Origin of the sequence: Pseudoalteromonas prydzensis, from assembly GCF_001661495.1 — a bacterium.
Classification (GTDB): domain Bacteria; phylum Pseudomonadota; class Gammaproteobacteria; order Enterobacterales; family Alteromonadaceae; genus Pseudoalteromonas; species Pseudoalteromonas prydzensis.
Window position 1 is genome coordinate 239,033 of the sequence record NZ_BDDT01000002.1, and the last position, 25,464, is coordinate 264,496.

21 protein-coding genes and 1 tRNA gene are annotated in these 25,464 nt (G+C 41.7%); 16 read left to right on the plus strand and 6 right to left on the minus strand.

The genetic code is table 11. The annotated features are described in order from the left end of the window. Nucleotides 1-40 precede the first annotated feature (40 nt). Both A7968_RS05435 and A7968_RS05440 read right to left on the minus strand, forming a co-directional pair. Nucleotides 41-361: a helix-turn-helix transcriptional regulator gene (locus A7968_RS05435; RefSeq protein ID WP_064665568.1), complete on the minus strand. Its 321-nt coding sequence runs from the start codon at nt 359-361 to the stop codon at nt 41-43. 2 nt (nt 362-363) lie between these two features. Next, complete coding sequence (locus A7968_RS05440; protein WP_192541105.1) at nt 364-756, minus strand: hypothetical protein; 393 nt, start codon at nt 754-756, stop codon at nt 364-366. Between the two features lie 341 nt (nt 757-1,097). On the opposite strand from A7968_RS05440, the gene cysE reads away from it, so the two are divergent. Together cysE and A7968_RS05450 are read left to right on the plus strand one after the other, a co-directional pair. Continuing rightward, complete coding sequence (gene cysE, locus A7968_RS05445) at nt 1,098-1,916, plus strand: serine O-acetyltransferase (RefSeq protein ID WP_064665570.1); 819 nt, start codon at nt 1,098-1,100, stop codon at nt 1,914-1,916. Nucleotides 1,917-1,941: 25 nt separating this feature from the next. Next, a complete protein-coding gene (locus A7968_RS05450; protein ID WP_064665571.1) occupies nt 1,942-2,613 on the plus strand; it encodes a hypothetical protein in 672 nt (223 codons plus the stop codon). Here A7968_RS05450 and xseA read toward each other — a convergent pair. After that, the gene (gene xseA / locus A7968_RS05455) at nt 2,610-3,944 is read right to left on the minus strand and encodes an exodeoxyribonuclease VII large subunit (protein ID WP_064665572.1); all 1,335 of its coding nucleotides are present in this window, start codon (nt 3,942-3,944) and stop codon (nt 2,610-2,612) included. The genes A7968_RS05450 and xseA overlap by 4 nt on opposite strands. Before the next feature lie 135 nt (nt 3,945-4,079). On the opposite strand from xseA, the gene guaB reads away from it, so the two are divergent. The 5 genes from guaB (at nt 4,080) to rimI (ending at nt 8,276) form a co-directional block, all read left to right on the plus strand. Beyond that, nucleotides 4,080-5,549, plus strand: a complete 1,470-nt coding sequence (guaB, locus tag A7968_RS05460) for an IMP dehydrogenase (protein ID WP_064665573.1) — start codon at nt 4,080-4,082, stop codon at nt 5,547-5,549. Between the two features lie 104 nt (nt 5,550-5,653). Continuing rightward, nucleotides 5,654-7,231, plus strand: coding sequence for a glutamine-hydrolyzing GMP synthase (gene guaA, locus A7968_RS05465; protein WP_064665574.1), 1,578 nt, complete (start codon nt 5,654-5,656; stop codon nt 7,229-7,231). Between the two features lie 146 nt (nt 7,232-7,377). Then, nucleotides 7,378-7,454: transfer RNA gene (locus A7968_RS05470), tRNA-Trp, on the plus strand. A 65-nt stretch (nt 7,455-7,519) separates the two neighbouring features. Beyond that, entirely contained in the window at nt 7,520-7,828 is a 309-nt protein-coding gene (locus tag A7968_RS05475; RefSeq protein WP_064665575.1) for a hypothetical protein, read from the plus strand. Then, a complete protein-coding gene (rimI, locus tag A7968_RS05480; protein WP_064665576.1) occupies nt 7,815-8,276 on the plus strand; it encodes a ribosomal protein S18-alanine N-acetyltransferase in 462 nt (153 codons plus the stop codon). The genes A7968_RS05475 and rimI overlap by 14 nt, the downstream gene beginning before the upstream one ends. Before the next feature lie 24 nt (nt 8,277-8,300). Here rimI and A7968_RS05485 read toward each other — a convergent pair whose 3' ends face one another. Then, on the minus strand, nt 8,301-10,979 hold the full coding sequence (locus tag A7968_RS05485; protein ID WP_064665577.1) for an ATP-binding protein: 2,679 nt from the start codon (nt 10,977-10,979) through the stop codon (nt 8,301-8,303). Between the two features lie 261 nt (nt 10,980-11,240). Here A7968_RS05485 and prfC point away from each other — a divergent pair, with 261 nt between their 5' ends. From prfC to A7968_RS05505, 4 genes are all read left to right on the plus strand, one after another. Next, a complete protein-coding gene (prfC, locus tag A7968_RS05490; RefSeq protein ID WP_064665578.1) occupies nt 11,241-12,824 on the plus strand; it encodes a peptide chain release factor 3 in 1,584 nt (527 codons plus the stop codon). A 54-nt stretch (nt 12,825-12,878) separates the two neighbouring features. Beyond that, entirely contained in the window at nt 12,879-14,621 is a 1,743-nt protein-coding gene (argS, locus tag A7968_RS05495; RefSeq protein ID WP_064665579.1) for an arginine--tRNA ligase, read from the plus strand. Between the two features lie 337 nt (nt 14,622-14,958). Continuing rightward, nucleotides 14,959-15,597: a pyridoxamine 5'-phosphate oxidase gene (pdxH, locus tag A7968_RS05500; protein ID WP_064665580.1), complete on the plus strand. Its 639-nt coding sequence runs from the start codon at nt 14,959-14,961 to the stop codon at nt 15,595-15,597. A 6-nt stretch (nt 15,598-15,603) separates the two neighbouring features. Then, entirely contained in the window at nt 15,604-16,377 is a 774-nt protein-coding gene (locus tag A7968_RS05505; protein ID WP_064665581.1) for a TatD family hydrolase, read from the plus strand. On the opposite strand, the gene A7968_RS05510 is transcribed toward A7968_RS05505, so the two are convergent. Further along, nucleotides 16,344-16,964: an AhpA/YtjB family protein gene (locus tag A7968_RS05510; protein ID WP_064665582.1), complete on the minus strand. Its 621-nt coding sequence runs from the start codon at nt 16,962-16,964 to the stop codon at nt 16,344-16,346. The genes A7968_RS05505 and A7968_RS05510 overlap by 34 nt on opposite strands. Before the next feature lie 134 nt (nt 16,965-17,098). On the opposite strand from A7968_RS05510, the gene serB reads away from it, so the two are divergent. Beyond that, nucleotides 17,099-18,112 (plus strand): phosphoserine phosphatase SerB, encoded by a 1,014-nt coding sequence (gene serB, locus A7968_RS05515; RefSeq protein ID WP_064665583.1) that lies wholly within the window; start codon nt 17,099-17,101, stop codon nt 18,110-18,112. On the opposite strand, the gene A7968_RS05520 is transcribed toward serB, so the two are convergent. After that, entirely contained in the window at nt 18,113-20,599 is a 2,487-nt protein-coding gene (locus A7968_RS05520) for a PilZ domain-containing protein (RefSeq protein WP_064665584.1), read from the minus strand. 379 nt (nt 20,600-20,978) lie between these two features. Between A7968_RS05520 and radA the strand changes: the two genes are divergently transcribed. The 4 genes from radA to A7968_RS05540 all read left to right on the plus strand — a co-directional run bounded on the left by radA (nt 20,979) and on the right by A7968_RS05540 (nt 25,144). Beyond that, nucleotides 20,979-22,364: a DNA repair protein RadA gene (gene radA / locus A7968_RS05525; RefSeq protein ID WP_064665585.1), complete on the plus strand. Its 1,386-nt coding sequence runs from the start codon at nt 20,979-20,981 to the stop codon at nt 22,362-22,364. Between the two features lie 130 nt (nt 22,365-22,494). Then, complete coding sequence (locus A7968_RS05530) at nt 22,495-23,427, plus strand: aq_1923 C-terminal domain (protein ID WP_064665586.1); 933 nt, start codon at nt 22,495-22,497, stop codon at nt 23,425-23,427. Nucleotides 23,428-23,900: 473 nt separating this feature from the next. Continuing rightward, complete coding sequence (locus A7968_RS05535) at nt 23,901-24,227, plus strand: hypothetical protein (RefSeq protein WP_227008885.1); 327 nt, start codon at nt 23,901-23,903, stop codon at nt 24,225-24,227. Nucleotides 24,228-24,358: 131 nt separating this feature from the next. Next, nucleotides 24,359-25,144, plus strand: a complete 786-nt coding sequence (locus tag A7968_RS05540) for a hypothetical protein (protein ID WP_064665587.1) — start codon at nt 24,359-24,361, stop codon at nt 25,142-25,144. Nucleotides 25,145-25,464: the final 320 nt, after the last annotated feature.

The following is a 25,464-nucleotide window of genomic DNA, read 5'->3' on the forward strand; positions in this document are numbered from 1 at the left end:
GATGTGTCCTCGTGATTCTTTTGACATAGTTTAAATCTCCTTATTTCATAATTAAAAACACGGTGATCATGCCAAGCGCAAAGCTGGCAATGGATGACAGCGCTAAAATTGTTGTGATACTTTGCGTATTAGAAATGTGTGTCTGAGCAACTGAAACTGTATTTTCCTCAAGTTTTATTAACTCACCTTGACGTACTTCTAACACTGCGCACAAGGCCATGGTGGTTTCTTTAGACGCTGCACCTTCTTTTTCTACCCGTTGAATAGTTCGTAAACTTACGTCACAGCTATCGGCAAGTTGCTGTTGAGTCCAATCAAGCTTTTGCCTTAATGCTTTTATAGTTTTGGGGTTTAATTGCATGATTAATTCCCCAGAGCTAATGTTGAAATAATATACCCAACAGTAAAACCAACAACAAAACACCCAGCAATAAAAAGAGCTGATTTTTTAGGGTTACTAAATAAAGTTGTTTGCTCTAAGCTTTTAACTAACTTTTTATTTTTATAAAGTGAGCACTCAAGCCTGCCAGTTAAAATATTGTGCATTTCAAACTTAACATTAAACGTATTACCTGACAGTTCAAATTGGTGTTTACTGGTGACATTAATACTTCGCTTTTCACTAACTAGCTCATCATTAATATAGACTTCTTCTTTTCCGGTGAAGTAACTACCAAAACAGGCTATTTGATCGTCGCCATCTTGAAAGTAAAATTTATAGCCTAGTTTCTTTGTATTGAGTATGTCATTGTTCATCATCGTATTCCTTGTTTTGTTGATGATGCTAATTTAGCGTTTATTATTGTTTTTTGCGCCGTCAGCTTTACGCCAGTGGTCATTTTGTCACATGACAGTGATGCTGTCATATTTAGTTATTCATTGAATTTAAACAAGTTATACGTATAGTTGTAATTATTCCGTATGTGGAACATTGTCGTATCAATATTGGCAACTCAGTGACTTAAGAGGCTTATAAAGAAAGTTTATAGATTAGTTATATCTAATAACCAGAACAAATAATTACAGTGTTAACACATACGAGATGAAATCCGTTAAACTGAAACAAAGTACACCCAGTATTAATTTAAGGCCGTCCTATGCGTCATGAAATTTGGCAACAGCTTCGCACAGAAGCAAAAGAAGTCGTTACCCGTGAACCTCTGTTAGCGAGTCATGTGTATTCATGCATTTTAAATCATGAGTGCTTAGGATCTGCGTTGAGTTTTATCGTTGCCAATAAGTTATCTGATGCTGTGGTTTCTGCATTTACTATACGTGAATTGTTTGATCAGGCTTTTGTTGAGTGTGATCGCATGTTGACCCATGTAGCCCATGATATTAAAGCGGTTAAAGATCGCGACCCTGCTGCCGATACTTATTTAACTGTGATCTTAAATTTAAAGGGTTTCCATGCAATTCAAGCACATCGACTCGCCCATTGCCTTTGGTTACAAAACCGTAAAGAGCTCGCTCGTTTTATTCAAAGCCGTACCTCAGAAGTATTTGGCGTTGATATCCATCCTGCTTGTAAAGTCGGCCATGGTATTATGTTTGACCATGCAACTGGTATAGTCATTGGTGAAACTGCGGTAATAGAAGATAACGTGTCAATTTTACAATCAGTTACCCTCGGTGGTACTGGTAATGAAAAAGGCGATCGTCACCCGAAAATTCGCGCAGGTGTCCTAATTGGTGCTGGGGCTAAAGTGCTCGGCAATATCGAAGTCGGTGAGGGGGCACGTATTGGTGCTGGCTCTGTTGTATTAAGCGCGGTACCGCCACACACTACCGTTGTTGGTGTACCGGCTAAAATTGTTGGCAAACCAAACTGTCCCTGTCCAGCGCAAAGTATGAATCAAAACTTTTTAGATGTGGATGAGCCGCAAAACGAATCACACACTAGTGCAATGCTTTAAATAAAAAACTTAAAAGGAATTAAGCATGAGTAAAAATAATCCATTGTCGCTGTTGTTAGCATTTATCGCAGGTGTTGTTTTAACGTCGGGTTACTTTACGTTTAGCTCTGACGAAGCAGCTCCTGTAACTACCACAAAAACACAGGTACTTGAACAAGAAGTCAAAATAATGCCTGCCAGTACCGCAGCTGCAGAGCTAGATACAGTATCCCAGTCTCAGCAAGTGGCGGATATTACCTCGACTGCCCAAGATGCATCAGCGCAAACAAAGGATGAACAACCGCTTGAGGAACAACTACAGCAGCTTAAGCATGAGTTAGCGCAACAGCGCGCGTTAGTTAAACGTTACGAGAAGCAATCTCAAGCGCCTTCTGATTTTGAGCAAGCTTTATTGGACAAGTTTGAGCAGCAAAATCGTAATGAAGAATGGGCTTATCGCACAGAAACAGCCATGAAAGATTTTTTGCAAACTGCGGATCTGAGTGTTAATCCCGAATTAATAAGCGCACAGTGTAAAAGTTCGGTGTGTAAATTTGAACTGGCAGCGCCAAAAGATAATGAAGATTTTGATCATACCCAATGGCGCGAGCTAAATGATCAATTGGTCAAACAAGAGTTTTGGCAACAATTTACTGTCAGTACCTCTAAGTCCAGCGATCGCGATTTTTCTTTATTACTTGCTACTGAATCGGATTAACTAACAATAGATTGAATTACTCCATCGGCTAATTCTGTGGTTAGCGCATCGCCTTGATTTACTTGTGATGTCGATTTAATCACTTTTCCTTGCTCATTTTTGGTAATGCTGTAACCACGAGCTAGCACGTTCAGTGGGCTTACTGATCCAAGACGACTCGCTTGCAGTGCCAGCGTATTTTGGCTGCTACGTAATTGCTGTTGCATACTTTGTTGTAAGCGCGCTTGTAATTGTTGTAATTGATGACCCGCTTGAGTGAGTTTTCGATCAGGTGAGCGCTGCATTAAACGCGGCATTAAATTATTTAAGTGGCGTTCATACTGGTAAATACGCTGCTGCATTGCTTGCTGTAGTGCTAAAGACAGCTCATCTAAACGCTGTGCTTGTTGATTTAATTGATTGCGCGGATGGCACAATGTTAAACGATGCTCAAGAGCGGTGGCTGTGCTTTGCTTGGCTGATAACTGATGTTTAAACGCATTTGCTAAACGCTGTAATTGTTGTTGAATTTGGTTGTAGAGTTCACTGCTATTAGGGCTGACTAGCTCTGCCGCCGCAGATGGAGTTGCAGCGCGGACATCTGCCACATAGTCACTGATAGTGGTATCAATTTCATGCCCGACGGCACTAATTATAGGTAGCTTACTGGCGTAAATAGCACGTGCTAGCAGTTCATGGTTAAAGCACCATAAGTCTTCTAATGAACCACCACCGCGACCTAAAATAAGCACATCCACTTCATTACGGGCGTTGGCCAAATTAATTTTATCAATCAATTGTAAGTGGGCGTCTTTACCTTGCACCATAGCGGGGTAGATAACCACTTCAAGCTGTGGTGCGCGGCGTTTAAGTACCGTTAAAATATCTTTAATTGCGGCGCCGGTTGCTGATGTAATTACCCCCACGCGATGTACAACACTTGGTAGTGGCTGCTTGTATGCAGAGCTAAATAGACCCTCAGCCGCGAGACGCATTTTTAATTCATCAAACTGTTGCTTTAATTGGCCTTCACCTGCCGCTTCCATGTGTTCAACAATCAGCTGGTAATCACCACGCGGTTCATATAAAGATACCCGAGCGCGCACTGTTACTTGTGCGCCGTTTTCTGGACGATAACGTTGGCCGCGATTATTGCCACGCCACATGGCGGCTTTAACTTGGGCACGATCATCTTTAAGCGTAAAATACCAATGCCCAGACGCAGGCGTAATGAAATTTGAGATCTCACCGGTTAAAATTAACGATGCGAAACCTTGTTCAAGCACGGTTCTAATTTCTCTGTTTAGCCTAGAAACGGTATAAATCGTTTGCTGCTGGGATGTTATGGCCATAAAGCGACTCTTAAAAACGACGATGGCGGTATTTTATCATAAATAATTGTGAAATCTTATTTACTCGTGTCCATAACGCTGATAAAATTTGGCCGCAATTCCTTATACAAGATCCACATGTGAGAAGTTGCCAAAATGCTTAGAATTGCTAAAGAAGCTCTTACCTTTGATGACGTACTTTTAGTACCAGGTCATTCTACTGTTTTGCCACACACGGCAAACATTTCAACTCGCTTAACGCGTGGTATCAAACTTAACTTGCCGCTAGTTTCAGCATCTATGGATACTGTTACAGAAGCACGCTTGGCGATCGCGCTAGCGCAAGAGGGCGGTTTAGGTTTTATCCACAAAAACATGACAATTGAAGAACAAGCTAAAAACGTACGTAAAGTTAAAACGTACGAAGCCGGTATTGTTTCTTTTCCTGTTACTGTGACAGCGGATTTAACTATTGCAGATGCGATTGTACTTGCTGAAGAAAAAGGCTTTTCAGGTTTTCCGGTAACGGATGCTGAAAACGGCCTTGTTGGTATTGTTACCAGCCGCGATATGCGTTTCGAAACCAAACTTGAGCAACCTGTTTCAACAGTAATGACTAAAAAAGAAAAGTTAGTCACTGTTAAAGAGGGCGCAGCTCGCGAAGAGATCTTAGGTTTAATGCACGAACACCGCATCGAAAAGATTCTTGTTGTTGATGATGCCTTTAAATTAAAAGGCATGATCACCGTAAAAGATTATCAAAAAGCCCAAGATAAACCACATGCATGTAAAGACGAGCAAGGCCGTCTTCGTGTCGGTGCTGCTGTCGGTGTAGGCCCTGGCACTGATGAGCGTATTGCTGCATTAGTTGAAGCGGGTGTTGATGTATTATTAATTGATACTTCTCATGGTCATTCACAAGGTGTTATCGACCGTGTTGCAGAAACTCGTCAAACATACCCTGATTTACAAATTGTAGCGGGTAACGTTGCTACTGCTGAAGGTGCGATTGCCCTTGCAGATGCTGGTGTTGATGCAGTTAAAGTGGGTATCGGCCCAGGTTCAATCTGTACTACACGTATTGTTACCGGTTGTGGTGTACCACAAATTACCGCTATTTCTGATGCAGTTGAAGGCTTAAAAGGCCGCGACATTCCAGTGATTGCTGATGGTGGTATTCGTTTCTCTGGTGATATCGTAAAAGCACTTGTTGCTGGTGCATCATGCGTCATGGTTGGCTCAATGCTAGCGGGTACTGAAGAAGCGCCAGGTGAAGTTGAACTTTACCAAGGTCGCTACTACAAATCATACCGTGGTATGGGCTCACTTGGCGCGATGAACCAAAAAGAAGGTTCATCAGATCGTTACTTCCAAAAATCAAATCAAGCAGACAAGCTTGTTCCTGAAGGTATTGAGGGTCGTGTGGCTTATAAAGGCCCAATCGCGACAATCATCCACCAACAAGTTGGTGGCCTGCGCAGTGCAATGGGTTTAACCGGTTGTGCAACGATTGAAGAGTTAAACACTAAACCTCAATTTGTACGCGTTACTTCAGCTGGTATGGGTGAGTCACATGTTCATGATGTGCAAATCACCAAAGAAGCACCTAACTACCGCTTAGGTTAATCAATATACTTTATTGAAATTACTGGGCTAGCTTTTGCTGGCCCTTATTTATTTTTAGTCATTCAGGTTACCTGAGTGCTAGTTCTTGACTAACGAGACCCTCAATGAGCAAAGACATTCACGATTCACGAATTCTTATTTTAGACTTTGGTTCGCAATACACGCAATTGATCGCCCGCCGTGTGCGTGAAATTGGTGTTTACTGTGAGCTGTGGGCATGGGACGTAACGGAAGAGCAGATCCGTGAGTTCAATCCTCAAGGTATTATTTTATCTGGTGGCCCAGAGTCAACAACCCTTGAGAACAGCCCACGTGCTCCTGAGTATGTGTTTAATGCTGGCGTACCAGTACTTGGTATTTGCTACGGCATGCAAACAATGGCTACTCAGCTAGGCGGCAGCGTTCACAGCTCTGATAAAAAAGAGTTTGGTTATGCGCAAGTTGAAAAAGTAGGTGATTGTGCATTATTTGATGCGATTGAAGATCACATTACAGACGGTGGTAATGGCGTACTAGACGTATGGATGAGCCATGGCGATAAAGTAATGGAAATTCCAGATACCTTTAAAACCACAGCTAAAACATCTACCTGCCCACATGCAGCAATGTCTAACGAAGAAAAGCGTTTTTATGGCGTACAATTCCACCCAGAAGTAACTCATACTCATCAAGGGCAACGTCTACTTGAACGTTTTGCAATTGATATTTGTGGTTGTGAAAAGTTATGGACTCCTGCCAAAATTATTGATGACGCAATAGAGCGTATTAAAGAAACGGTAGGCGATGACGAAGTGATCTTAGGTTTATCTGGTGGTGTTGATTCATCAGTGGTCGCTATGCTTATCCACCGCGCGATTGGCGAGCGTTTAACCTGTGTATTTGTTGATAACGGTTTACTGCGTTTAAACGAAGGCCAACAAGTAATGGATATGTTTGGCAATAAGTTTGGCCTAAACATCATCAAAGTAGATGCTGAAGAGTTATTCTTAGCGGACCTTGCTGGTAAATCAGATCCAGAAGACAAGCGTAAAGCGATTGGTCATACATTTATTAAAGTTTTTGATGAGCAATCTAAAAAGCTTAAAAATGCAAAATGGTTAGGCCAAGGTACTATCTACCCAGATGTAATCGAGTCAGCTGCGTCTGCAACAGGTAAAGCACATGTGATCAAATCTCACCACAATGTGGGCGGTTTACCAGATGATATGGAAATGGGCCTAGTAGAGCCACTGCGTGAATTATTTAAAGATGAAGTACGTAAAATTGGTTTAGAGCTAGGTTTACCGTATGACATGCTTTACCGTCACCCGTTCCCTGGGCCTGGTCTAGGTGTGCGTGTACTTGGCGAAATCAAAAAAGAATACTGTGATTTATTACGCCGTGCCGATGCTATCTTCATTGAAGAGCTACACAAAGCTGAGCTTTACCACAAAGTAAGCCAAGCATTTACTGTGTTCTTACCGGTGAAGTCTGTTGGTGTAATGGGCGATGCGCGTAAATATGACTGGGTTGTAAGCCTTCGTTGTGTTGAAACTATCGACTTTATGACTGCTCGTTGGTCACATTTACCGTATGAGTTCTTAGGCCTGGTTTCAAACCGCATCATTAATGAAATCGACGGTATCTCGCGTGTTGTTTACGATATTTCAGGTAAACCACCGGCCACGATTGAGTGGGAATAACCGTTAGATAGTTTTTCTAACTGATTATAAAAACGGCGAATTAGTTAACTAATTCGCCGTTTTGTTTATTTAAAAAGCAATCAAACTAAAAAAGTAATTTTTTTCTTTACCTTTAGCGAAAGGTCTCTATAATTCGTCGTCATTGCAGGGGCGTAGTTCCAATTGGTAGAACAGCGGTCTCCAAAACCGATGGTTGGGAGTTCGAGTCTCTCCGCCCCTGCCATTTCTTCTTTACATCGTTTTTATTACTTCTTATATTGTTCTAGTGTTTAAATCTACTGAGTTGTTATGCATCCACGATACGCAGCTATTTTTGGTATAGAAAACCTTGAACTAAATCAGCATTTTCGATCTGATCCAATAGTCGAGCAAGTTGGCGATCAGGCAGTCACAGCACAGCCAGTAACTATTGAGCTCAATACACAATTATTCGCAGACTTACAGCGTGCTGTTGCGCCATTACAGATAAAGCAGATTGTGCAAAGCGATAATCTTGCTTGGCATAATGGGTTGCTTAGCATTCCAAGCTCACAGCTTACTGCCGATAATAAACGCGCACTCTGGGCGCTGATGAGTAAATACCTTGATAACCTTTAAACCTGTCACTGAAGCATCGATAGATGCGCTAATGGCCATTGAGAATGCATGCCATAGTCATCCTTGGGCACTCAATACCATGCAATCATGTTTAGCTGGGCGCTACTTTAATTTAGCCGCATTTAAGGCTGAACAAATGGTTGGTTTTTATATTGGTGAAAAAGCAGGGCCTGATTTTACCTTAATGGATATTTGCGTTGCGCCACAGTTTCAGGGGCAGGGCATTGCTAAACAATTGCTTAATGCGTTTATTAGTTATGGTGAACAGCACTGTGCTGAAAACTTATTTTTAGAAGTGCGTGAAACCAACACCCGTGCCATTGCTTTGTATGAGCAGGCTGGCTTTACTGAAATGTCGGTGCGTAAAAACTACTACCCCAGTGATGATCCGGCAAAAAATGGCTATGAAGATGCTATCTTAATGGGCATGACTCTGCTATTTGGCTGAGCTCAGATGAACTTCATCCACATATTATAATTCAGTTAGCGGCTCTTGCTGCAACGTGTACTTAATCGACTCTATTAAACTCAGCGCTAAATAATCACGTCGGCTCTGATCGCGACCCCGTAAGTTATCCTCAAGTGCCGCAGCAGCATGGTGAATATTGTTAAACCCAAAACATCCTGCACTGCCTTTTAAGCTGTGTGCAAGCACCCTTAGTTGTTCCCACTCATTGGCACTGTGCAGTTGTGTTACCTGAGTTAAATAGTCGGGTAATTTGGAACGGTAGTCGTTGTTGATTTGTTGAAACCTTTCGCTATTGAGTAGGTTGTCCCATTTATTTTGGGTGTCTTTTTCAATATTTAAATAGCTAACCAGCACACTTTCTAAAGCATCTTTGTCGATTGGTTTAGCGAGTGCCTCATCGCAACCCGCTTGCAGATAAGTATTTACGTCATGTTTCATCACGTTCGCAGTGAGGGCGATGATGGGACCGTCATAGGCTGCGTGGCGTAACATCTGAGTGGCTTCTAAACCACCCATTACAGGCATTTGCATATCCATAATGATCAGTTGATAGTCGTTTACTAGTGCCATTTCAACCGCTTCTGCGCCGTTGTTAGCAATGTCCGGTTCAAGCCCCCATGTTTGCAACAGTAGTTTGATCAATACTTGATTATCGGGGTTATCTTCTGCGACTAAAATATTGGCATCAAAACTGTTTTGTGCAAATGAAAGTTGTAGATCTTTTTCCGGAGCGAGTTGGCTTTGCTCTGTTAGCATCACAGGAGGAAAATCACTGTTAGTCGCTAAGTTACAGGCAATTTGCACGCTAAAACAACTACCTTTACCGAGCGTACTTTGTACATATACATCACCACCGAGTAGTTGCGCTAAATTTTTAGAAATACATAAGCCTAATCCTGTACCACCAAAGCGTCGTGTGGTGGTGGCATCAGCTTGTTCAAACGGTTTAAATACTCGCTCAACTTCATGTTCGGACATGCCAATACCGCTATCTTGAATTGCAAACTCAATCAGCTGTGAATCGCTGTCATAAGTAATATCTAAAGAGATCAAGCCTTGCTCGGTAAATTTCACTGCATTACTGGCAATATTGATGAGAATTTGTTTTAAACGGGTGCCATCACTATTAATGATGCGCGGCAGTGGTAAGTGAAAGTTGATATTACAGTTGAGCTTTTTCTCTTGTGATAACGGCCGAATAATTGAATCTATATCATGGACTAATTGCACGATATCCAGTGGCTCTTTTTCCACTGCTAGCTTTTCGGCTTCGATTTTGGATAAGTCTAAAATATTATTAATTAGCTCAAGCAGGTGCTTTGAATTACGTAATATAGTACTGAGATGTAAAGCATCACCGCTGGTTTTATTGCTATGTAACAGCTGCTCGGTAAAGCCCATAATTGCGGTTAGTGGCGTGCGAATTTCATGGCTCATATTAGCTAAAAAGCGGCTTTTTAATTGGTTGGCTTGCTCAGCTTGGGCAATGGCAACTTCTAGCTGACTGTTCATGGTTTCAAGTGCTTTGGTACGGCTTTCAACTTTATCTTCAAGATGATGTTTGTATTCTTCAAGTTCGTCTTGATAATGACGAATTTGGTTCACCATGTGGTTAAAGTCGTTAAATAGCACGCCCACTTCATCGTTATTGTGCGCGGGTAAATACACCGATAAATCGCCATCACCAACACGATGGCTGGCAGCACCGAGCAACTCGATTGGGTTAAGCAGTAAATTACGTACCACAATAAATATCAGCATCGGTAGGGTGATCACTGAAATGATCACAATTAACGCAGTAATTAAGCTGATTGCTTTACCCGATTGGTACAGCAAAGCTTTCGGAATAGTAGAGACATAATAATAACCGCCGCTCATCTGAATAGCGTAAATCATCCGCTCTACTTTATCTATACTCGATAATTCTATGGTTGAAAGCTTGCCGAGATCTGCGAGTTCATGAATTTGTTTAAGTTCGTACTCACTAATATATTGACCACGTTTATCGTAGTCTGAACTAAATAATATTTTACCGTTATTGGTTAGTAATAAATTGAGCGTGTTGTTATAGGGAGCTTCTAAAATACTGGTATTTAAAATCGATGGCTCGACGTGTACAACAATAAAACCAAGCTGTTGTGGGCGTTTTAAGTAGTAATCGGCACTGTAAATACGTTGAATAAAATACAAGCTGGTGGTGCCATCTGGTTTTTGCACCATAAACTGTTGTTGGCGTAGGTTACTTTGTAATACTTGCGAAAAAAACGGGTAACTGGTTGGGGCGGTATTTAAATTACTGGAGTAATAGGCATCACTTTGACCGTTTGGTGAAATCAAATTAACACTAACAATGTCAGGGTAAGCCTCTGAGTAACTGGCAAATACATCCATTAACGCGCCTAGTCTGCGGGTGTAATTACCACTGTCGCGTAGATCATCGGCTAAAAAATCACTGAGTACAGGAGAGGTTGAAAGCAATTTTGTGGTTGAGTGGAAAGAATCAATGTAGTTAAACATTTTTTGCTGTTGTTGTTCAACAAAGCGACTGACTATAAGCTCAGCTTGCTTTTGCGTAGAACTGGTTACGTTGGTGAGAGTAAAACCACCTAAAAACAGTAACGGCAAAATCACCAACGGCGTGATATACCATAATAATCTTATACTTAGCTTACTGGTTTTCATACCCAAACAAAATATCCTCCATGCAATCTTCCAATAGTATGCGTTAGCGTAAAATTACACAAGTTTAGTACGTTGACTACTGCAAAGAGCCTGGCTTTATTTGAAACTAAATTATCGGCTAATTACTTACAATCGTTGCTTTTTTGGCTAAGACAAACAAGGTATAATGCTGGCAATTCTATTTTCAAATTACAGTGCGCAGCAAAGCCCTTTGCTTAGGGTTGTGTTAGTGGCGCCTTGTTATGACTTAAAGCGGCTTACATGTCTAATTTATCTAGTGAAATTAATAAACGACGCACCTTTGCGATCATTTCTCACCCGGATGCGGGTAAAACCACCATTACTGAAAAAGTACTGTTGTTCGGACAAGCTATTCAAAAAGCGGGGACTGTTAAAGGCCGTGGTTCTAACCAGCATGCGAAATCAGACTGGATGGAAATGGAAAAAGAGCGTGGTATCTCGGTTACTACCTCTGTAATGCAGTTTCCATATAACAAAGCGCTCGTTAATTTACTCGATACTCCAGGACACGAAGATTTCTCTGAAGATACTTATCGTACTCTTACCGCGGTAGATTCATGTTTGATGGTTATCGACGCAGCGAAAGGTGTAGAAGATCGTACCCGTAAATTGATGGAAGTAACACGTCTGCGTACTACGCCGATTGTAACTTTTATGAATAAATGTGACCGTGATATCCGCGACCCAATGGAGCTGTTAGACGAAGTTGAAACTGAATTAAACATCGCGTGTGCGCCAATTACTTGGCCTATCGGCTGTGGTAAAGAATTTAAAGGTGTTTACCACATTCACCGCGGCGAAACCTTGCTCTATAAAACCGGTCAAGGTCATACAATTCAAGAAGTACGTAGCATCAAAGGTCTTGATAACCCAGAGCTTGATGAAGCGATTGGTGAAGAACTTGCAGAGCAATTACGTGAAGAGTTAGAGTTGGTTATTGGCGCTTCGCACGAATTTGATTTAGCGCTATTTTTAGCCGGTGAGTTATCGCCTGTGTATTTTGGTACGGCATTGGGTAACTTTGGTGTTGACCATGTACTCGATGGTTTGACTGAATGGGCGCCAACGCCATTACCACGGGAAACAGAAGACCGCACAGTGCATGCCACTGAAGAAAATTTCACGGGTTTCGTATTTAAAATTCAAGCCAACATGGATCCAAAACACCGTGACCGTATTGCTTTTATGCGTATCGTATCAGGCAAGTACAGCCAAGGTATGAAAATGAACCATGTGCGTATTGGTAAGCAAGTAAGCATTTCTGATGCGGTGACCTTTATGGCCGGCGACCGTGAACGCGCAGGAGACGCTTTCGCAGGCGATATTATTGGTTTACACAATCACGGTACGATTCAAATTGGCGATACTTTCACCCAAGGCGAAAAGCTTAAATTTAGTGGTATTCCAAACTTTGCGCCGGAGTTGTTCCGTCGTATTCGCTTACGCGATCCATTAAAACAAAAGCAACTGCTTAAAGGCTTAGTACAGCTTTCTGAAGAAGGAGCAGTACAAGTATTTAGACCGCTTATCAATAACGATTTAATCGTAGGTGCGGTAGGTGTACTACAGTTTGATGTGGTAGTGGCACGCTTAAAAGCAGAATATAACGTAGATGCGCTGTACGAAAGCGTGAATGTAAATACAGCTCGCTGGGTAAGTTCGACAGACGTGAAAAAATTTGAAGACTTTAAACGTAAGTGTGAGAGCAACTTAGCACTTGATGGCGGCGATAACTTAACTTACATAGCGCCAAGCCGTGTAAATCTTAATTTATCAATAGAGCGTTACCCTGAAGTGACGTTTAACCACACGCGTGAAAACTAAACTCAAAATTTAATTAAAGCCCGCAATGGCGGGCTGACAAAGGTAACAAATTACATGAATATTCGTACGCTTTTAATCGATAAAGCCATTGCTGCAATGACCGCAGCAGGTCTACCAGCAGATACTAACCCTGCGGTTACACAAAGTACTCGTCCACAATTTGGTGATTACCAAATTAACGGGGCTATGGGCGCGGCTAAAAAAATGAAAAGCAACCCTCGTGAGCTTGCACAGAAAATTATTGATAACTTAGATGTTAGCGACATCGCCGAAAAAACTGAAATCGCAGGCCCTGGTTTTATTAATATTCACCTCAAGCCTGAATTTTTAGCAAGCAGCGTACAAGCTGCAAATCAAGATGCAAAACTTGCTGTTGCAGAGCACGCACAGCCGCAAACCGTTGTAGTTGATTACTCATCACCAAATCTTGCTAAAGAAATGCACGTAGGTCACTTACGTTCAACCATTATTGGTGATGCCGTTGTGCGCGCACTTGAATTTCGTGGTGACAAAGTTATTCGTCAAAATCACATGGGTGATTGGGGCACGCAGTTTGGTATGTTGATCGCTCACTTAGAAGATCAAATAAACCAAGGTGTTGACTTAGACTCAGTGGCACTGGCTGATTTAGAGACGTTCTACCGCGATGCTAAAAAACGTTTTGATGATGAACAAGGTTTTGCCGATAAAGCACGTGACTACGTTGTAAAACTGCAAGGTGGCGACGCGCACTGTGAAAAACTGTGGAAGCTATTTATTGCCACTTCAGTAAAACATTCAGAGGAAGTCTATAAGCGTTTGAATGTAACCCTAACTGCTGATGACATCATGGCTGAAAGTGCTTATAACAGCGAACTGAATAACATTATCACATTATTAAAAGATAAGAATATTGCGGTTGAATCGCAAGGTGCGCAAGTGGTGTTTTTAGACGAACTTGCTAACAAAGACGGTGAACCTTCGGTGTTTATCGTACAAAAATCGGGTGGCGGTTTCTTATACGCGACAACTGATTTAGCTGCCTGTGATTACCGTTCAAACAAGTTAGGCGCAGCGCGTATTTTAATCTTTGTTGATGCGCGTCAAAGCTTGCACTTCAATCAAGTAGAGCTTACAGCCCGTAAAGCGGGTTTACTACGAGATGAAACCAGCTATGAATTTTGCCCATTCGGCACCATGATGGGTGAAGACGGCAAACCATTTAAAACCCGTGCTGGCGGCACTGTTAAACTTGCTGACTTACTCGAAGAGTCAATAGTTCGCGCTACAGCTAAACTTGCAGAGCGTGAATCTGATTTAACCGATGCAGAGCGCACTGAAATCGCACGTAAAGTAGGTATTGGCGCGGTTAAATACGCTGATTTATCGAAAAACCGCACCAGTGATTATATCTTCAACTGGGATACCATGCTTAGTTTTGAAGGCGCAACGGCTCCTTACTTACAATACGCTTATACTCGCGTACGTAGTATTTTCCGTAAATCGGGCGTAGACGCTGCAAGCTTAAACGCGGATGTTGCTATTATCGAGCCGCAAGAAAAAGCACTCGCACTTAAATTGCTACAATTGGAAGAAGTGCTAGATCAAATGATCAGTGAAGCAACCCCGCACGTATTGTGTAGTTACTTATACGAGCTTGCCAGCCTTTACATGACATTCTACGAAGCTTGCCCAGTGCTTAAAGATGGCGTAGAGCCAAGTGTACGTGACAGCCGTTTAGTGTTGTGTAATTTGGTGGCGGATACGCTGCGTACAGGATTGGATCTGTTAGGCATCGAAGTCATGGAGCAAATGTAATCTGCTGCGTGTAGTTCGCTTTGACGGCGTTGTCGTGCTTTTTTAGCCTAAGTCACATACAAACACGTATGCTCCTTGGCATAAAAAAGCACTCCGCCTTGTCAGCACTCCTACACTTGCAGATAATTTTAGGTGCTAGGTGCTAGGTGCTAGGTGCTAGGTGCTAGGTGCTAGGTGCTAGGTGCTAGGTGCTAGGTGCTAGGTTTAGCTTGACGCGCAGCTGCAATCGTTTAATTTTGTAGCTGATAGCTGATAGCTGATAGCTGATAGCTGATAGCTGATAGCTGATAGCTGATAGCTGGTAGCTGGTAGCTGATAGCTTTTTAGAGGGAATTTTATGAAACTCGAAGATATTCGTCGTGAATACCTGCAAGATGCGTTGAGCGAAGAGACTTTGCTTGATGATCCATTTAAACAGTTTGAAACTTGGCTTGAGCATGCGGTAGCAAGTCAGCTGCCCGATCCAACAGCCATGGTGGTGGCAACGGTTGATGAAACTGGCCAGCCCTCACAGCGTATTGTGTTATTAAAACATCTAGATGAAAACGGCTTTGTATTTTTTACCAATACCGGCTCACGTAAAGCACAAGAGCTCAAAGGGAATAACAAAATCTGTTTGCATTTCCCGTGGCACCATATGGAACGCCAAGTGATTGTTTATGGCGAAGCACAACCATTACCTACTGCGGCGGTGGCGAAGTACTTTTTATCACGCCCTAAAGAAAGCCAATTAGCGGCATGGGCGTCAGCGCAAAGTCGACCGGTATCATCGCGTAAAGTGCTGATGGAAACTTTTGCCAATATGAAAAACAAATTTGCTAAGGGTGAAATCCCACTGCCTGATTTTTGGGGCGGCTATTGTGTAGTACCGACTAAAATTGAGTTTTGGCAAGGTGGCGCGCATCGCTTGCATGACCGTTTTATGTATCATCGTCAAGCTGATAACAGTTGGCAAATTACCCGTTTAAACCCATAAGCTGTTATGGCGTTTATTGATTCACACTGCCATTTAGACTTTACTGAATTTGATGCTGAGCGCGCACAACTAATTAAGCAATGTCAGCAGCAGGGGATCGAAAAGCTAATTGTGCCGGGGGTTACCTTGGCGCAATCTCAGGCTTTAATTGCGTTTGCTGCTCAGCATACAAACGTTGGTATTGCAGCCGGTTTACACCCTTACTTTTTAGCGCAGTATCAGCATAATCATCTGATGACATTAACTGAATTTGCAGAGCAACATCGCTCACAGCTTATCGCTATTGGTGAGTGCGGAATTGACCGCAGTATTGATGACTTAGCCTTACAAACACAGATATTTGAGCATCATATCGTGCTTGCTAATCAGCTTGAGTTGCCCTTGATTGTGCACCACCGACAAAGTCATGACTTAATAGCCCAAGCATTCAAGCGTTGCAAACCTAAGTTCGGTGGGGTTATTCATGCTTTTTCAGGTTCAATGCAACAAGCACAGTATTACATTAAGCACGGCTTTAAGCTGGGCGTGGGTGGGGTGATCACTTATCCGCGAGCGCAAAAAACCCGTAGTGTTGTTGCTGCATTGGCGGCTGAGCATTTAGTGCTGGAGACAGATTCACCCTCAATGCCACTGGCGGGGTTTCAAGGGCAAGTTAATACGCCATTGCAGCTGCCTTTAATATTTGCACAACTGTGCGAGTTAAAGCAGCTTAAAGAGCAAGAGAAAGGTATTTTTGAACAACAACTTTATGAATCGTGTTCAGCACTTTTTCGAATATAACGATTAACCTGCCAGCGTTTTAATCCACGCCCAAGTTGCCAGGTAAAAATACAGGTGATCACTAACATCAAGAGAACTTGGCGGCCTAAGTCATGAAAACTGCTATGGCTAGTTGCCACTGCTGAACGCGTTAAATAGGTGATTGTAACAAAACCCAGCGGGCGATTATCATCACTAATAATCGGCTCAACAAACGGCGTTTTTAGCTTGCTAATACCCGGGGTTGAATTCGGTAGCTTGCCTAGTAAATGGTGCTTTTGCCAATTATCGCTACTGGCAATAAGGACACCTTGCTGATCGTAAATCGTTGCCGCTAATACAAACTCATCTTTGCTAATACTATTACATAAGGCGGTGAGCTCAGGTTTGTTTTTTTCAAGCATCGGTGTTTTTGCATTAAGTGCCATAAAGCGGGTTAAGCTTTTTGCTGTGCTGTCGGCATTATCATAAAGTAATTGATGGCTTTGAAAACTACTATTAACCGCTACCCAAGTCAGTAACAAAAAGCATGCCGCAGCAATGCTTAATCGCACTAGGCGTTGCCTAAGGGATGCTGAAATAGGGTTTTTAAGATGGTTATTTTTCATAGTCACCGTTTGCGCTGCTGACAGCTTTTACTTTTGATGTTACAACTAGTCCTAACTATAACCTTAAATCCCCCTTTATGGCGAGTTAACTGTTATTTTACAGGGGAGACATTAGTATCATTTTTGGAGTCATCATGACATTGGAGCGCATTGCGAGCCTTTCATCAGAGCAATTGTCAATGCAGTTGTCGTTAGGTAAATGGTATCACTATCAAGATGCCTTAGCAGAGCAAGTGAGCTTACCGAGCGATCCGCAAGGGGTGTTTAGTATTGCTTTTGCTGGCGATTTTAACGGTCAGCAATTAGCGAGTATTGTGCAGTTTTTGGCGCAACAGCAATTTATAGTCACCGCAATATGCCGTTATCAACCCGATCAAAATCTAACGCCGGCATTGTGTTTTTACTCTGATACCGCAAAAACGAGCATTAACCCTCTAGTAATGAATGAATTTGCGCATCCACACGGTTTTCAGCTTGTACAGGTCAGTAAGCCACCAAGTTTAACTAATCCAGGCCTACTGGTAATGGATATGGACTCAACCGCTATTACCATTGAATGTATTGATGAAATAGCTCGTCTAGCTGATGTGTATGACGAAGTGGCTGCAGTAACCGCACAAGCGATGGCTGGTAAGTTAGATTTTAGTGAGAGCTTACATCAACGTGTTGCCAAGCTTGAAGGGATTGAACAAAGCTTAATTGATCAGCTTAAAAATAACTTACCACTAATGCCTGGCGTTAAAGAGTTATGCCGAGTGTTAAAGCAACATAATTGGTACTTAGCGATTGCTTCGGGTGGTTTTGTGCCTTTTGCCGAGCAAGTGCAGCAGCTGATTAATTTAGATGAAGTTCATGCCAATATTCTAGAGTTTAAAGATGCAAAACTCACAGGTAAAGTACTTGGTACTATTGTCGATGCCCAGCAAAAAGCAGTGGTGCTGCGCAACTTACAGCAGCAGCTAAGTTTGCCACTACAACAAACGGTGGCAATTGGCGATGGCGCTAATGATTTAACCATGATGGCGGCAGCCGGGCTCGGAGTCGCAGTTCACGGTAAGCCTAAAGTGGTTGAGCAAGCCCAAGCGGCTATTTGCCAAGGCTCACTATTACAGCTGCTGTATTTATTAATTATTCCACAGGCTGAGTAATTAACTGAGCCGTTTTAACCAAATCTGTTTACGCTTATTCATTTGTTCTATCAGTTCAGTTGGTAAATCTAAATGACTAAGCGTTTCGTCGGTTATATCAACCATGTCACCAACGCCTGCGACCGACCACAGCGCTTCTTCAAGATCTTTGGCTTTATGTAATGCATATTGGCTTACATATTTTAGCTCGTTAGCTAAGTAATCGGTATCAGGGCGGCCAGTACGCGAAATATAAACACGCATAATAAATAGCAATTCAGATTTTAGCCCTTTCTTTAAAAAGAGCAACTGAGGGGCAAAGTCGTCAGTCGCAGTGCATTTACTTTTTACAGCATCTTCGATGCTCGATTTTTTCGGATCAAAACGAATAAATAATGTGAAAGGCAGTGGCGGATCTTGGCGGCTACGATCTTTGATTGCAGGGGTGATCACCTCTGTGATTTGCTCTGGTGGTAAAAACGCATCAATGCTGGTGGTTTCATTAAGCAAACCATAATTTTGTAAAATAATATGCAGTGGGCTCGGGTATAAGCCTTGACCGATTGCGCCGGTTTTAAAATGCGCCGCCTCTTTATGTAAATAAAACGGAAATTGGCAGACACTTTTCGTCACCATATTCCTAAGCGCAGTTGAAAGCCCCGGTACTTTGGGAGCTTCTTCGGATACCTTTAATTTATCTTTGTTATTTTCAATTAACTGAGTGAAAAATTTCACCCCTTCATGAGGGTTATCAGCAATTCGTGAGGCTTTTAAATTGATGGTAGTTAATGATTTACTGACAGCCATCACTTCGTATTTTAATTTGCTAAGAGTGTGCTTTTTAGTGATCTTTTGTAGTTCAGGTAAGCTTAATTCAACAATATCACCTTTTTGCAATGTAACCGGTTTATCGCATTCAATTTGCAATCCCATGACCGAAAAATCACGACTATGGGCGGTTTGTATTTGCTCATCTTTAGTGGTTAATAGCGCATCTGTTTTATACAAGTAACGCTTGTGTGAGCGCAGGTTCACGTATTCTAAATCTACAGTCTCAAGTTTGGGAGGGGTTTTATGTTTACCGTGACCAAAACGTTTGAGTTGATTAACGATACTTTTATCATAACTAAAACTCTGATAATGAGCCTGTTCGGCTGCGGTACCAATGGCGGTTAAGATCAGCAAATATTTTACGTCTTTGATCATCCCTTGTACGCGCGGCGAAGGTGGTTTATTCAACTTCTCAATATCTTTGCCAGCGGTATTTGGTAAACTCAATGGTATAAATGAGTCCTCAGGATGGCTTGGCATTAACTGCACTTTAAAGCATTGCCAACTATCTTTTTGGCTACCAAAACCAAAAAATAACGCGCTGAACTGCGGCTCTGCTGCCAACTCGCTGCGTGTTGCCGAGTAGTAATATATTTTTCCTGCCACCACATGGGTAAAGGTGTATAAATATTCTTCTTTTACTTGCGCTGGGGTGCTTAACAGCTCGGCTAAACGTTGTTGATTTAAAATAGTGTACAAACACGATAGCTTACGTTCATCACAAAAATAGCGCTGAATGAAAATATTGTTTTCAGTAGTTAGCACTAAACTCGGGTAGAGCTTGTCATTTTGCTGGCTAAAAAAGGTGAACAAGGATGTAACACGCGGAATATAATACTGTTCGTAGCCTTTTGACACGACGGCGTCTAAGGTGTTATCTAAATTCACTTTATAGCGGCGTTTGTTGCCATGAATAAAGCTTGCTAAAAACTCATCGAATTTTGCATTATTTTCGATAAAAGTACGTTTTAAGCGAATATGATTATACTCTGCAGATATTTTTTCAACCGCCACAATTTCGTATTGAATACCGTTTTTTAAACCCAGCTCAAAATCTTGTTCAAGGCCCACTAAGCGCAGACCAAGCAATTGGCCTTTTTTGACTTGATAGCGTGGCGACAGTTTGATTTTGGCGCCACTTAAAGAAATATCAGAGGTCGTGGCTGCAATAGTGTCGTCTTTGCTCAGCTCCACCGTGATCTTGATTGAATAGTTCATCCGCTCTTCGCGGCGGCTTTCATAAGAGGCAAATTTAATTACCTGACAATCTAATTGTTGTTTGTTTTGTAGTTCAGGTTGTTTTGCTTGTTCAGCCGCTTTTTTTTGCATTACGCGGTGGTTGTTATCGGTATTCATAACGGCTTCATACACAGCAAGGGTATAACCACCGTGGCGTTTTATGGCTTTTTCGAATACTGCAATGGCAGTTTCATCCATAAAGTGCTGTTTGCCGTCATACTCATAAGGCTTAACTTGGCCTGTTACTTGACCACGTAAATCGATAAAACGAGCAATGGGTTGCGAGAGGCGTGACATTTCCATCTTGATCAAGAACTGCTCAGGCTTGGTCAGGCCCGCTGTTTTTGATTTAAAGATCGTGTCAAATTTGGCATTACCTAAATACGATTTAAGTTCGTCAACCAAACTTTCGTACTTCAGTAGAATGTCTTCAGTCATTTATAAAACCATCACCGTCTATTCTAAAAAGTTGGTATACTACGTGAGTATTTATACACTCTCTTGGACGCTGGTTTGCAGCATAGTGAATGTAATAAACTACCCTTTTTAGTTTTTATTATTTGAATTCAAGTATGAAATTGCCAAATTAATGGCTCATTACTTTAATTTTAGGATCAAAAAGTCCAAGCAAAAAAGATTAAGCAAAAAGTATGCCCTAAACATAAAAGTAAATAACATTGCTTTTATATAACTCGATTGTGGCGTTGATTTGCCTAGTTGGCAAGGTCAATATTCGACAATACAATACAATACAGTACAGCATGGCAAACTAGTATTAACATAAATTAATTCAAAATGATGAATATAGGCAAAGTTAATGGCAAAAGCGGCAAAAATAGAGTTTGTTTGTACCGAATGTGGTATGAACTATCAGCGCTGGCAAGGGCAGTGTCGCTGTGGCGCATGGAACACCTTAGCTGAATTTAAACCCTCTGCGGGGCAAAGTAAAAAAGCAGCAGCGCGCAGTGTTGTTGGTGGTTATGCCGGTGGTGTGGGCGGTGGCTCTAAAAAAATTAACGACATCACAACCACTGAAGCAGAAAAACAACTCACTGGTATTGGTGAGCTTGATCGGGTGCTATCTGGTGGCGTGACTACCGGCTCTGTAAATATTATTTCCGGTGACCCTGGAGCGGGCAAAACCACGTTATTGTCGGATTTAGTGGCACGCATGTCACAACGTATGCCATCACTCTATTGCACCGCGGAAGAGTCGTTATCACAATTTAAAAATCGAGTTAATCGTCTAAAGCTCGATTACAACCCTGACGAACTGTATTTATTATCAGAAACCAGTGTTGAAACCATTATCGAAGAGCTTGAAAAAAATAAAATCAAGTTTGCGGTGATCGACTCCATTCAAGCGGTTGTTACGGATACCGCCAACGGCAGCCCAGGCTCACCATCGCAAGTTAAAAGTGCTGCGCAAGCGCTGACACAGTACTGCAAGCAAAACGATGTCACTATGTTTATCATCGCCCATGTAAATAAGAATAATGAAATCGCAGGGCCGCAAACTTTAGTGCACATTGTTGATGCGCTATTACACATAGACACCAACGACGGGCAAATTCGTACTTTACGGGCTAATAAAAACCGTTTTGGTGATATCGACACTGTGGGTATTTTTAGAATGTGTGAGCGCGGTATGCTCAGTGTAGATAACCCAAGTGAAATCTTTTTATCGGGCTCAAGCACCGATTCGCCAGGTTCTACGATCACCTGCATTCGCAAAGGTAACCGTAATTTGTTACTCGAAATTCAATGTTTAACCACTGAAACCGAAGCTGAGTTTCCACAGCGAGTGTGTGTAGGTTTAAACATGAACCGCATAAAAATGTTGACCGGTATTTTACGTAAACACACTAAAACCAAAATCTTTCACGATACCTTTTTTAATATTGTAGGCGGGCTGAGGATTGATGAAACTGAAACCTGTATCGATTTAGCGCTAGTAACTGCTTTGCTCAGCAGCTTAAATGAATTTGTGGTGCCACGTACAACCTGCATAATGGGCGAGCTGAGCTTAAATGGCGATGTACGGCCAATCGATAGTGGTGTGCCGCGCGTTAAAGAAGCCGCCCAGCACGGTTTTACCGAAATATTTATTCCATTTCGCAACTACCATAAATCAATGGAAGGACTGGGCGCTAAAATTACGCCAGTTAAAACAGTGCATGAGCTACTGAGTTTAATTAATTAGCATTTAGTGCCCCAAATAAACGCAAGCCCTTACCAAAGTTATTATTGAATGATACGCTTAGGAAAATTTTTAGTATAAAGCATGGCCATAATCAGCTTGGCTATAAATAGAATAGTAATAAGGAAATAGAATGAAAAAACTCGCAATTGTTGCCGTTGTTGTTGCCGCAGCTATCGGTGGTGTTAGCTACGCAAATCACGCACTGACACAGGAAGTGAAAGTAGAAGTTGATCGTCAGCTAGCACTGATGAATCAACAAATGGGTATGACAGCCAGCTATGAAGATATCTCAGCGAGCGTATTTGGGCAAAGCGTAGAAATCTCTAATATGGTGATCACCGGCTTTGATCAGCAAGCAATGGCAAATATTGCGAGTATTGAAGTATCAGGATACGAAACCGATAAAATCGCGCCACGTACCGAGCTGACGATTAAAAACTTTACCTTTAGCGAGCACTTCTTAGCACAGCTACCGCCGGATGCTAATAATAACCTTGCCTCAGCCAGTTATGACTTACACACCTTGATGAATTACGATGAAAAATCAGGGGATAGCGATATTGCCTTCGACCTTAATGCCAATAAAATTGTCGCGCTTAAGTTTAACTTAGGTTTAGCTAAATCAACCGCACTAATGAATGCGTCGTTAGCGCTTAGTAAAATGCAGCAAGAGTTAGGCGCACAACAGCCAACTTTAGAGCAGCAGCTACAGCAACAAACCATCATGATGGAAGCACTTTCAGAGCTTGAACCGCGCAGTATTGAAATAGCCTTAAACAATGAAGGCGAATTTAAAGCGTTAGTAGAGCAAGCCCTTGAAAAGCAAGGCATGACGCTAGAGCAAATGCAGCAAATGGTCGACATGCAGTTACAACAAGCACCAGTCAGCGAAGAGCTAGGTGAAGCGATTAAAAACTTCACGCAAGGCTTAGGTTCATTAACCGTCTCAGCAAGCTTGCCAGAAGGGCAAACCATGACCGAAATTAACCAACAGATCTTCACCCTAATGGGGCAACCAGAAGAGCTAGCAGAGTTTATTAATCTTAAAGCCAAGGGCGAATAATAGCTGTCAGTAAGCGGTAAGTTTAAGGCCGCGATAGTTTTGAGTTATTTGAAAGCGCGAGTTAATCTCGCGCTTTTTTTTGTTTGAGGGACTAGGTTTTAGGCGCTAGGCATCAGGAAAAACCAGAGTAGATCGGCGTTAAATTTAACGCTGTAGGTTGTGATTGAGAGTGACGAAAGTAAATAGTGAAAGAGTAAAACTGAGTGATGGTTTCAAGGTGGAAGCCGACATTGATATAGGTTTAGGATAATGACTTATTGAATAATAAAGCTGTTGTTTGTTCCTGCACTAGGAAAGGTGAGCGGCGCGCGTATATTGTTCCATTTAGCTTTGCTTAAAGATAATAGAAAACTTAGCAGTAGTAATGTCTTAGCTAATTTGTTAATACTATATAAAGTAAAAAATGAGCGTGACGGAGTAGAAATATCCGCCCTTCGCGCACTGTAAAATTGTTATAAGCCTAAGAGAGTTATGTGAATATTGCTATTTTTGTAGTTTCATTTGTGGTCTATGTTTGGCTCTGCTTGGGTATCGTAAAGTTCCATAAACATTTAGCAGATAAACTTAAACTGGTTAATCGTCGTAGTTTGTTAAACGTGTTCAGCCAATATATTTGGTTTCTGTTGTTTATCGTTACCTACATCCCGTTTAGTATATTCTTCCCTGCATGGTTAAATGGAAAACTTGGCATTGTGCAAGAGTCCCCAAATGTAACAGCTATTTTCATTTTGTTGGGATGTTTAACGCTAGCAATTACTATGTGGCTAGGTTATAAAAAAACTAAGCAGGTGAATTGGTAATCGGCATATAACAAAGCAAATTAAAAAGTGCGGACAAAAACTAGTTGGCTTTGTTCGTACCTCACAAATTTTTAGCCAACTAATTTTTGCCGTTTATTTGCGGCGTTATAGCTACAGGTGAAGTTTCTGCAATGTACAAAAATAAATTTATAGCATTTATCGATATATTAGGCTTTGGTGCCTTAGTAGAAAAAAGTAGTGATATACCTGATATAGCTGAAAGCATTCTAAATGCTTTAATCTCTATGAATCCACAACTACTTCAAGAAACAATGTTTGGTTCTCTTCATGAAGACAAGATACCTGAAGAAAAGTTAGATGAAGCAAAAGCTGTTATAGCTAGAATGACTCAGAATATGAGTGAAATGCACCCAGTAACCATTTCCTATTTTTCAGATAGCTTGGTCCTCTCAGCTGATGTCGACGATGTGATAGCATCACAAACTATCCTTGAGTTATTAGCGAAATTAAGTATTAAATTATGGGATGAGCATTCACTACTTATTAGGGGGGGAGTAACCTTAGGGAAATTAGTGCATACCGAAAACGGACCATTATTTGGTCCCGCTATGAATCGGGCATATCACTTGGAATCAGAAAAAGCTATCACACCAAGGATAATATTTGATGCTCATTGTATAGAGGCATTTCGACAAATTCATACTTTTGAAGTTTTAGAGCCTCTGATTGAAACAGATGATAAATATAGTTATATATCTCTTCCAGCTTGCTTTAGGTATATAACAACATCAAGTTCACTTGCTTATTCAGACACAGCCCAACTTAGAACTATTGTGAGGGCTCAATCTGAAATGTTACCAAAAATTAAAAGTATTATTTCTTCAGGTCCGGCACAAAGAATTAAAGAAAAATATGAATGGCTAGAATCTGAAGTGCAGAAAATACAGAGCCAGTAAGCAGTGTGTAGCTATAATCGGGTAGCTGGAAGTCTCTAACCTCCAGCCCCACACCACCCATCATGCACTTTTTATTAATAGGAAGTGCAATGGGCGGTTCACCTCCCGTAATGAATATTGATCCAAACACCTCTCAATGACGCTAAACCTTGTGACGCTAGGTAGTCATTGCCTAGCGCAATGTTAATTCCTTTTGTTTTTGAGCTTTGACAAGGGGCTTCGCTTCCAAGCGTATACTTTTGATACTGGTGATACCACATGTTATGGCGAGTCGTTCGCTAACACTCAATTTCACTAAACAGCGTACTTTAGTGCGTGTT

What these genes read in the sequence shown, in the direction of transcription:
- A7968_RS05435 (WP_064665568.1), bottom strand. Translation starts at nt 361, where the DNA reads ATGCAATTAAACCCCAAAACTATAAAAGCATTAAGGCAAAAGCTTGAT.
- A7968_RS05440 (WP_192541105.1), bottom strand. Translation starts at nt 756, where the DNA reads ATGAACAATGACATACTCAATACAAAGAAACTAGGCTATAAATTTTAC.
- cysE (WP_064665570.1), top strand. Translation starts at nt 1,098, where the DNA reads ATGCGTCATGAAATTTGGCAACAGCTTCGCACAGAAGCAAAAGAAGTC.
- A7968_RS05450 (WP_064665571.1), top strand. Translation starts at nt 1,942, where the DNA reads ATGAGTAAAAATAATCCATTGTCGCTGTTGTTAGCATTTATCGCAGGT.
- xseA (WP_064665572.1), bottom strand. Translation starts at nt 3,944, where the DNA reads ATGGCCATAACATCCCAGCAGCAAACGATTTATACCGTTTCTAGGCTA.
- guaB (WP_064665573.1), top strand. Translation starts at nt 4,080, where the DNA reads ATGCTTAGAATTGCTAAAGAAGCTCTTACCTTTGATGACGTACTTTTA.
- guaA (WP_064665574.1), top strand. Translation starts at nt 5,654, where the DNA reads ATGAGCAAAGACATTCACGATTCACGAATTCTTATTTTAGACTTTGGT.
- A7968_RS05475 (WP_064665575.1), top strand. Translation starts at nt 7,520, where the DNA reads ATGCATCCACGATACGCAGCTATTTTTGGTATAGAAAACCTTGAACTA.
- A7968_RS05485 (WP_064665577.1), bottom strand. Translation starts at nt 10,979, where the DNA reads ATGAAAACCAGTAAGCTAAGTATAAGATTATTATGGTATATCACGCCG.
- prfC (WP_064665578.1), top strand. Translation starts at nt 11,241, where the DNA reads ATGTCTAATTTATCTAGTGAAATTAATAAACGACGCACCTTTGCGATC.
- argS (WP_064665579.1), top strand. Translation starts at nt 12,879, where the DNA reads ATGAATATTCGTACGCTTTTAATCGATAAAGCCATTGCTGCAATGACC.
- pdxH (WP_064665580.1), top strand. Translation starts at nt 14,959, where the DNA reads ATGAAACTCGAAGATATTCGTCGTGAATACCTGCAAGATGCGTTGAGC.
- A7968_RS05505 (WP_064665581.1), top strand. Translation starts at nt 15,604, where the DNA reads ATGGCGTTTATTGATTCACACTGCCATTTAGACTTTACTGAATTTGAT.
- A7968_RS05510 (WP_064665582.1), bottom strand. Translation starts at nt 16,964, where the DNA reads ATGAAAAATAACCATCTTAAAAACCCTATTTCAGCATCCCTTAGGCAA.
- serB (WP_064665583.1), top strand. Translation starts at nt 17,099, where the DNA reads ATGACATTGGAGCGCATTGCGAGCCTTTCATCAGAGCAATTGTCAATG.
- A7968_RS05520 (WP_064665584.1), bottom strand. Translation starts at nt 20,599, where the DNA reads ATGACTGAAGACATTCTACTGAAGTACGAAAGTTTGGTTGACGAACTT.
- radA (WP_064665585.1), top strand. Translation starts at nt 20,979, where the DNA reads ATGGCAAAAGCGGCAAAAATAGAGTTTGTTTGTACCGAATGTGGTATG.
- A7968_RS05530 (WP_064665586.1), top strand. Translation starts at nt 22,495, where the DNA reads ATGAAAAAACTCGCAATTGTTGCCGTTGTTGTTGCCGCAGCTATCGGT.
- A7968_RS05540 (WP_064665587.1), top strand. Translation starts at nt 24,359, where the DNA reads ATGTACAAAAATAAATTTATAGCATTTATCGATATATTAGGCTTTGGT.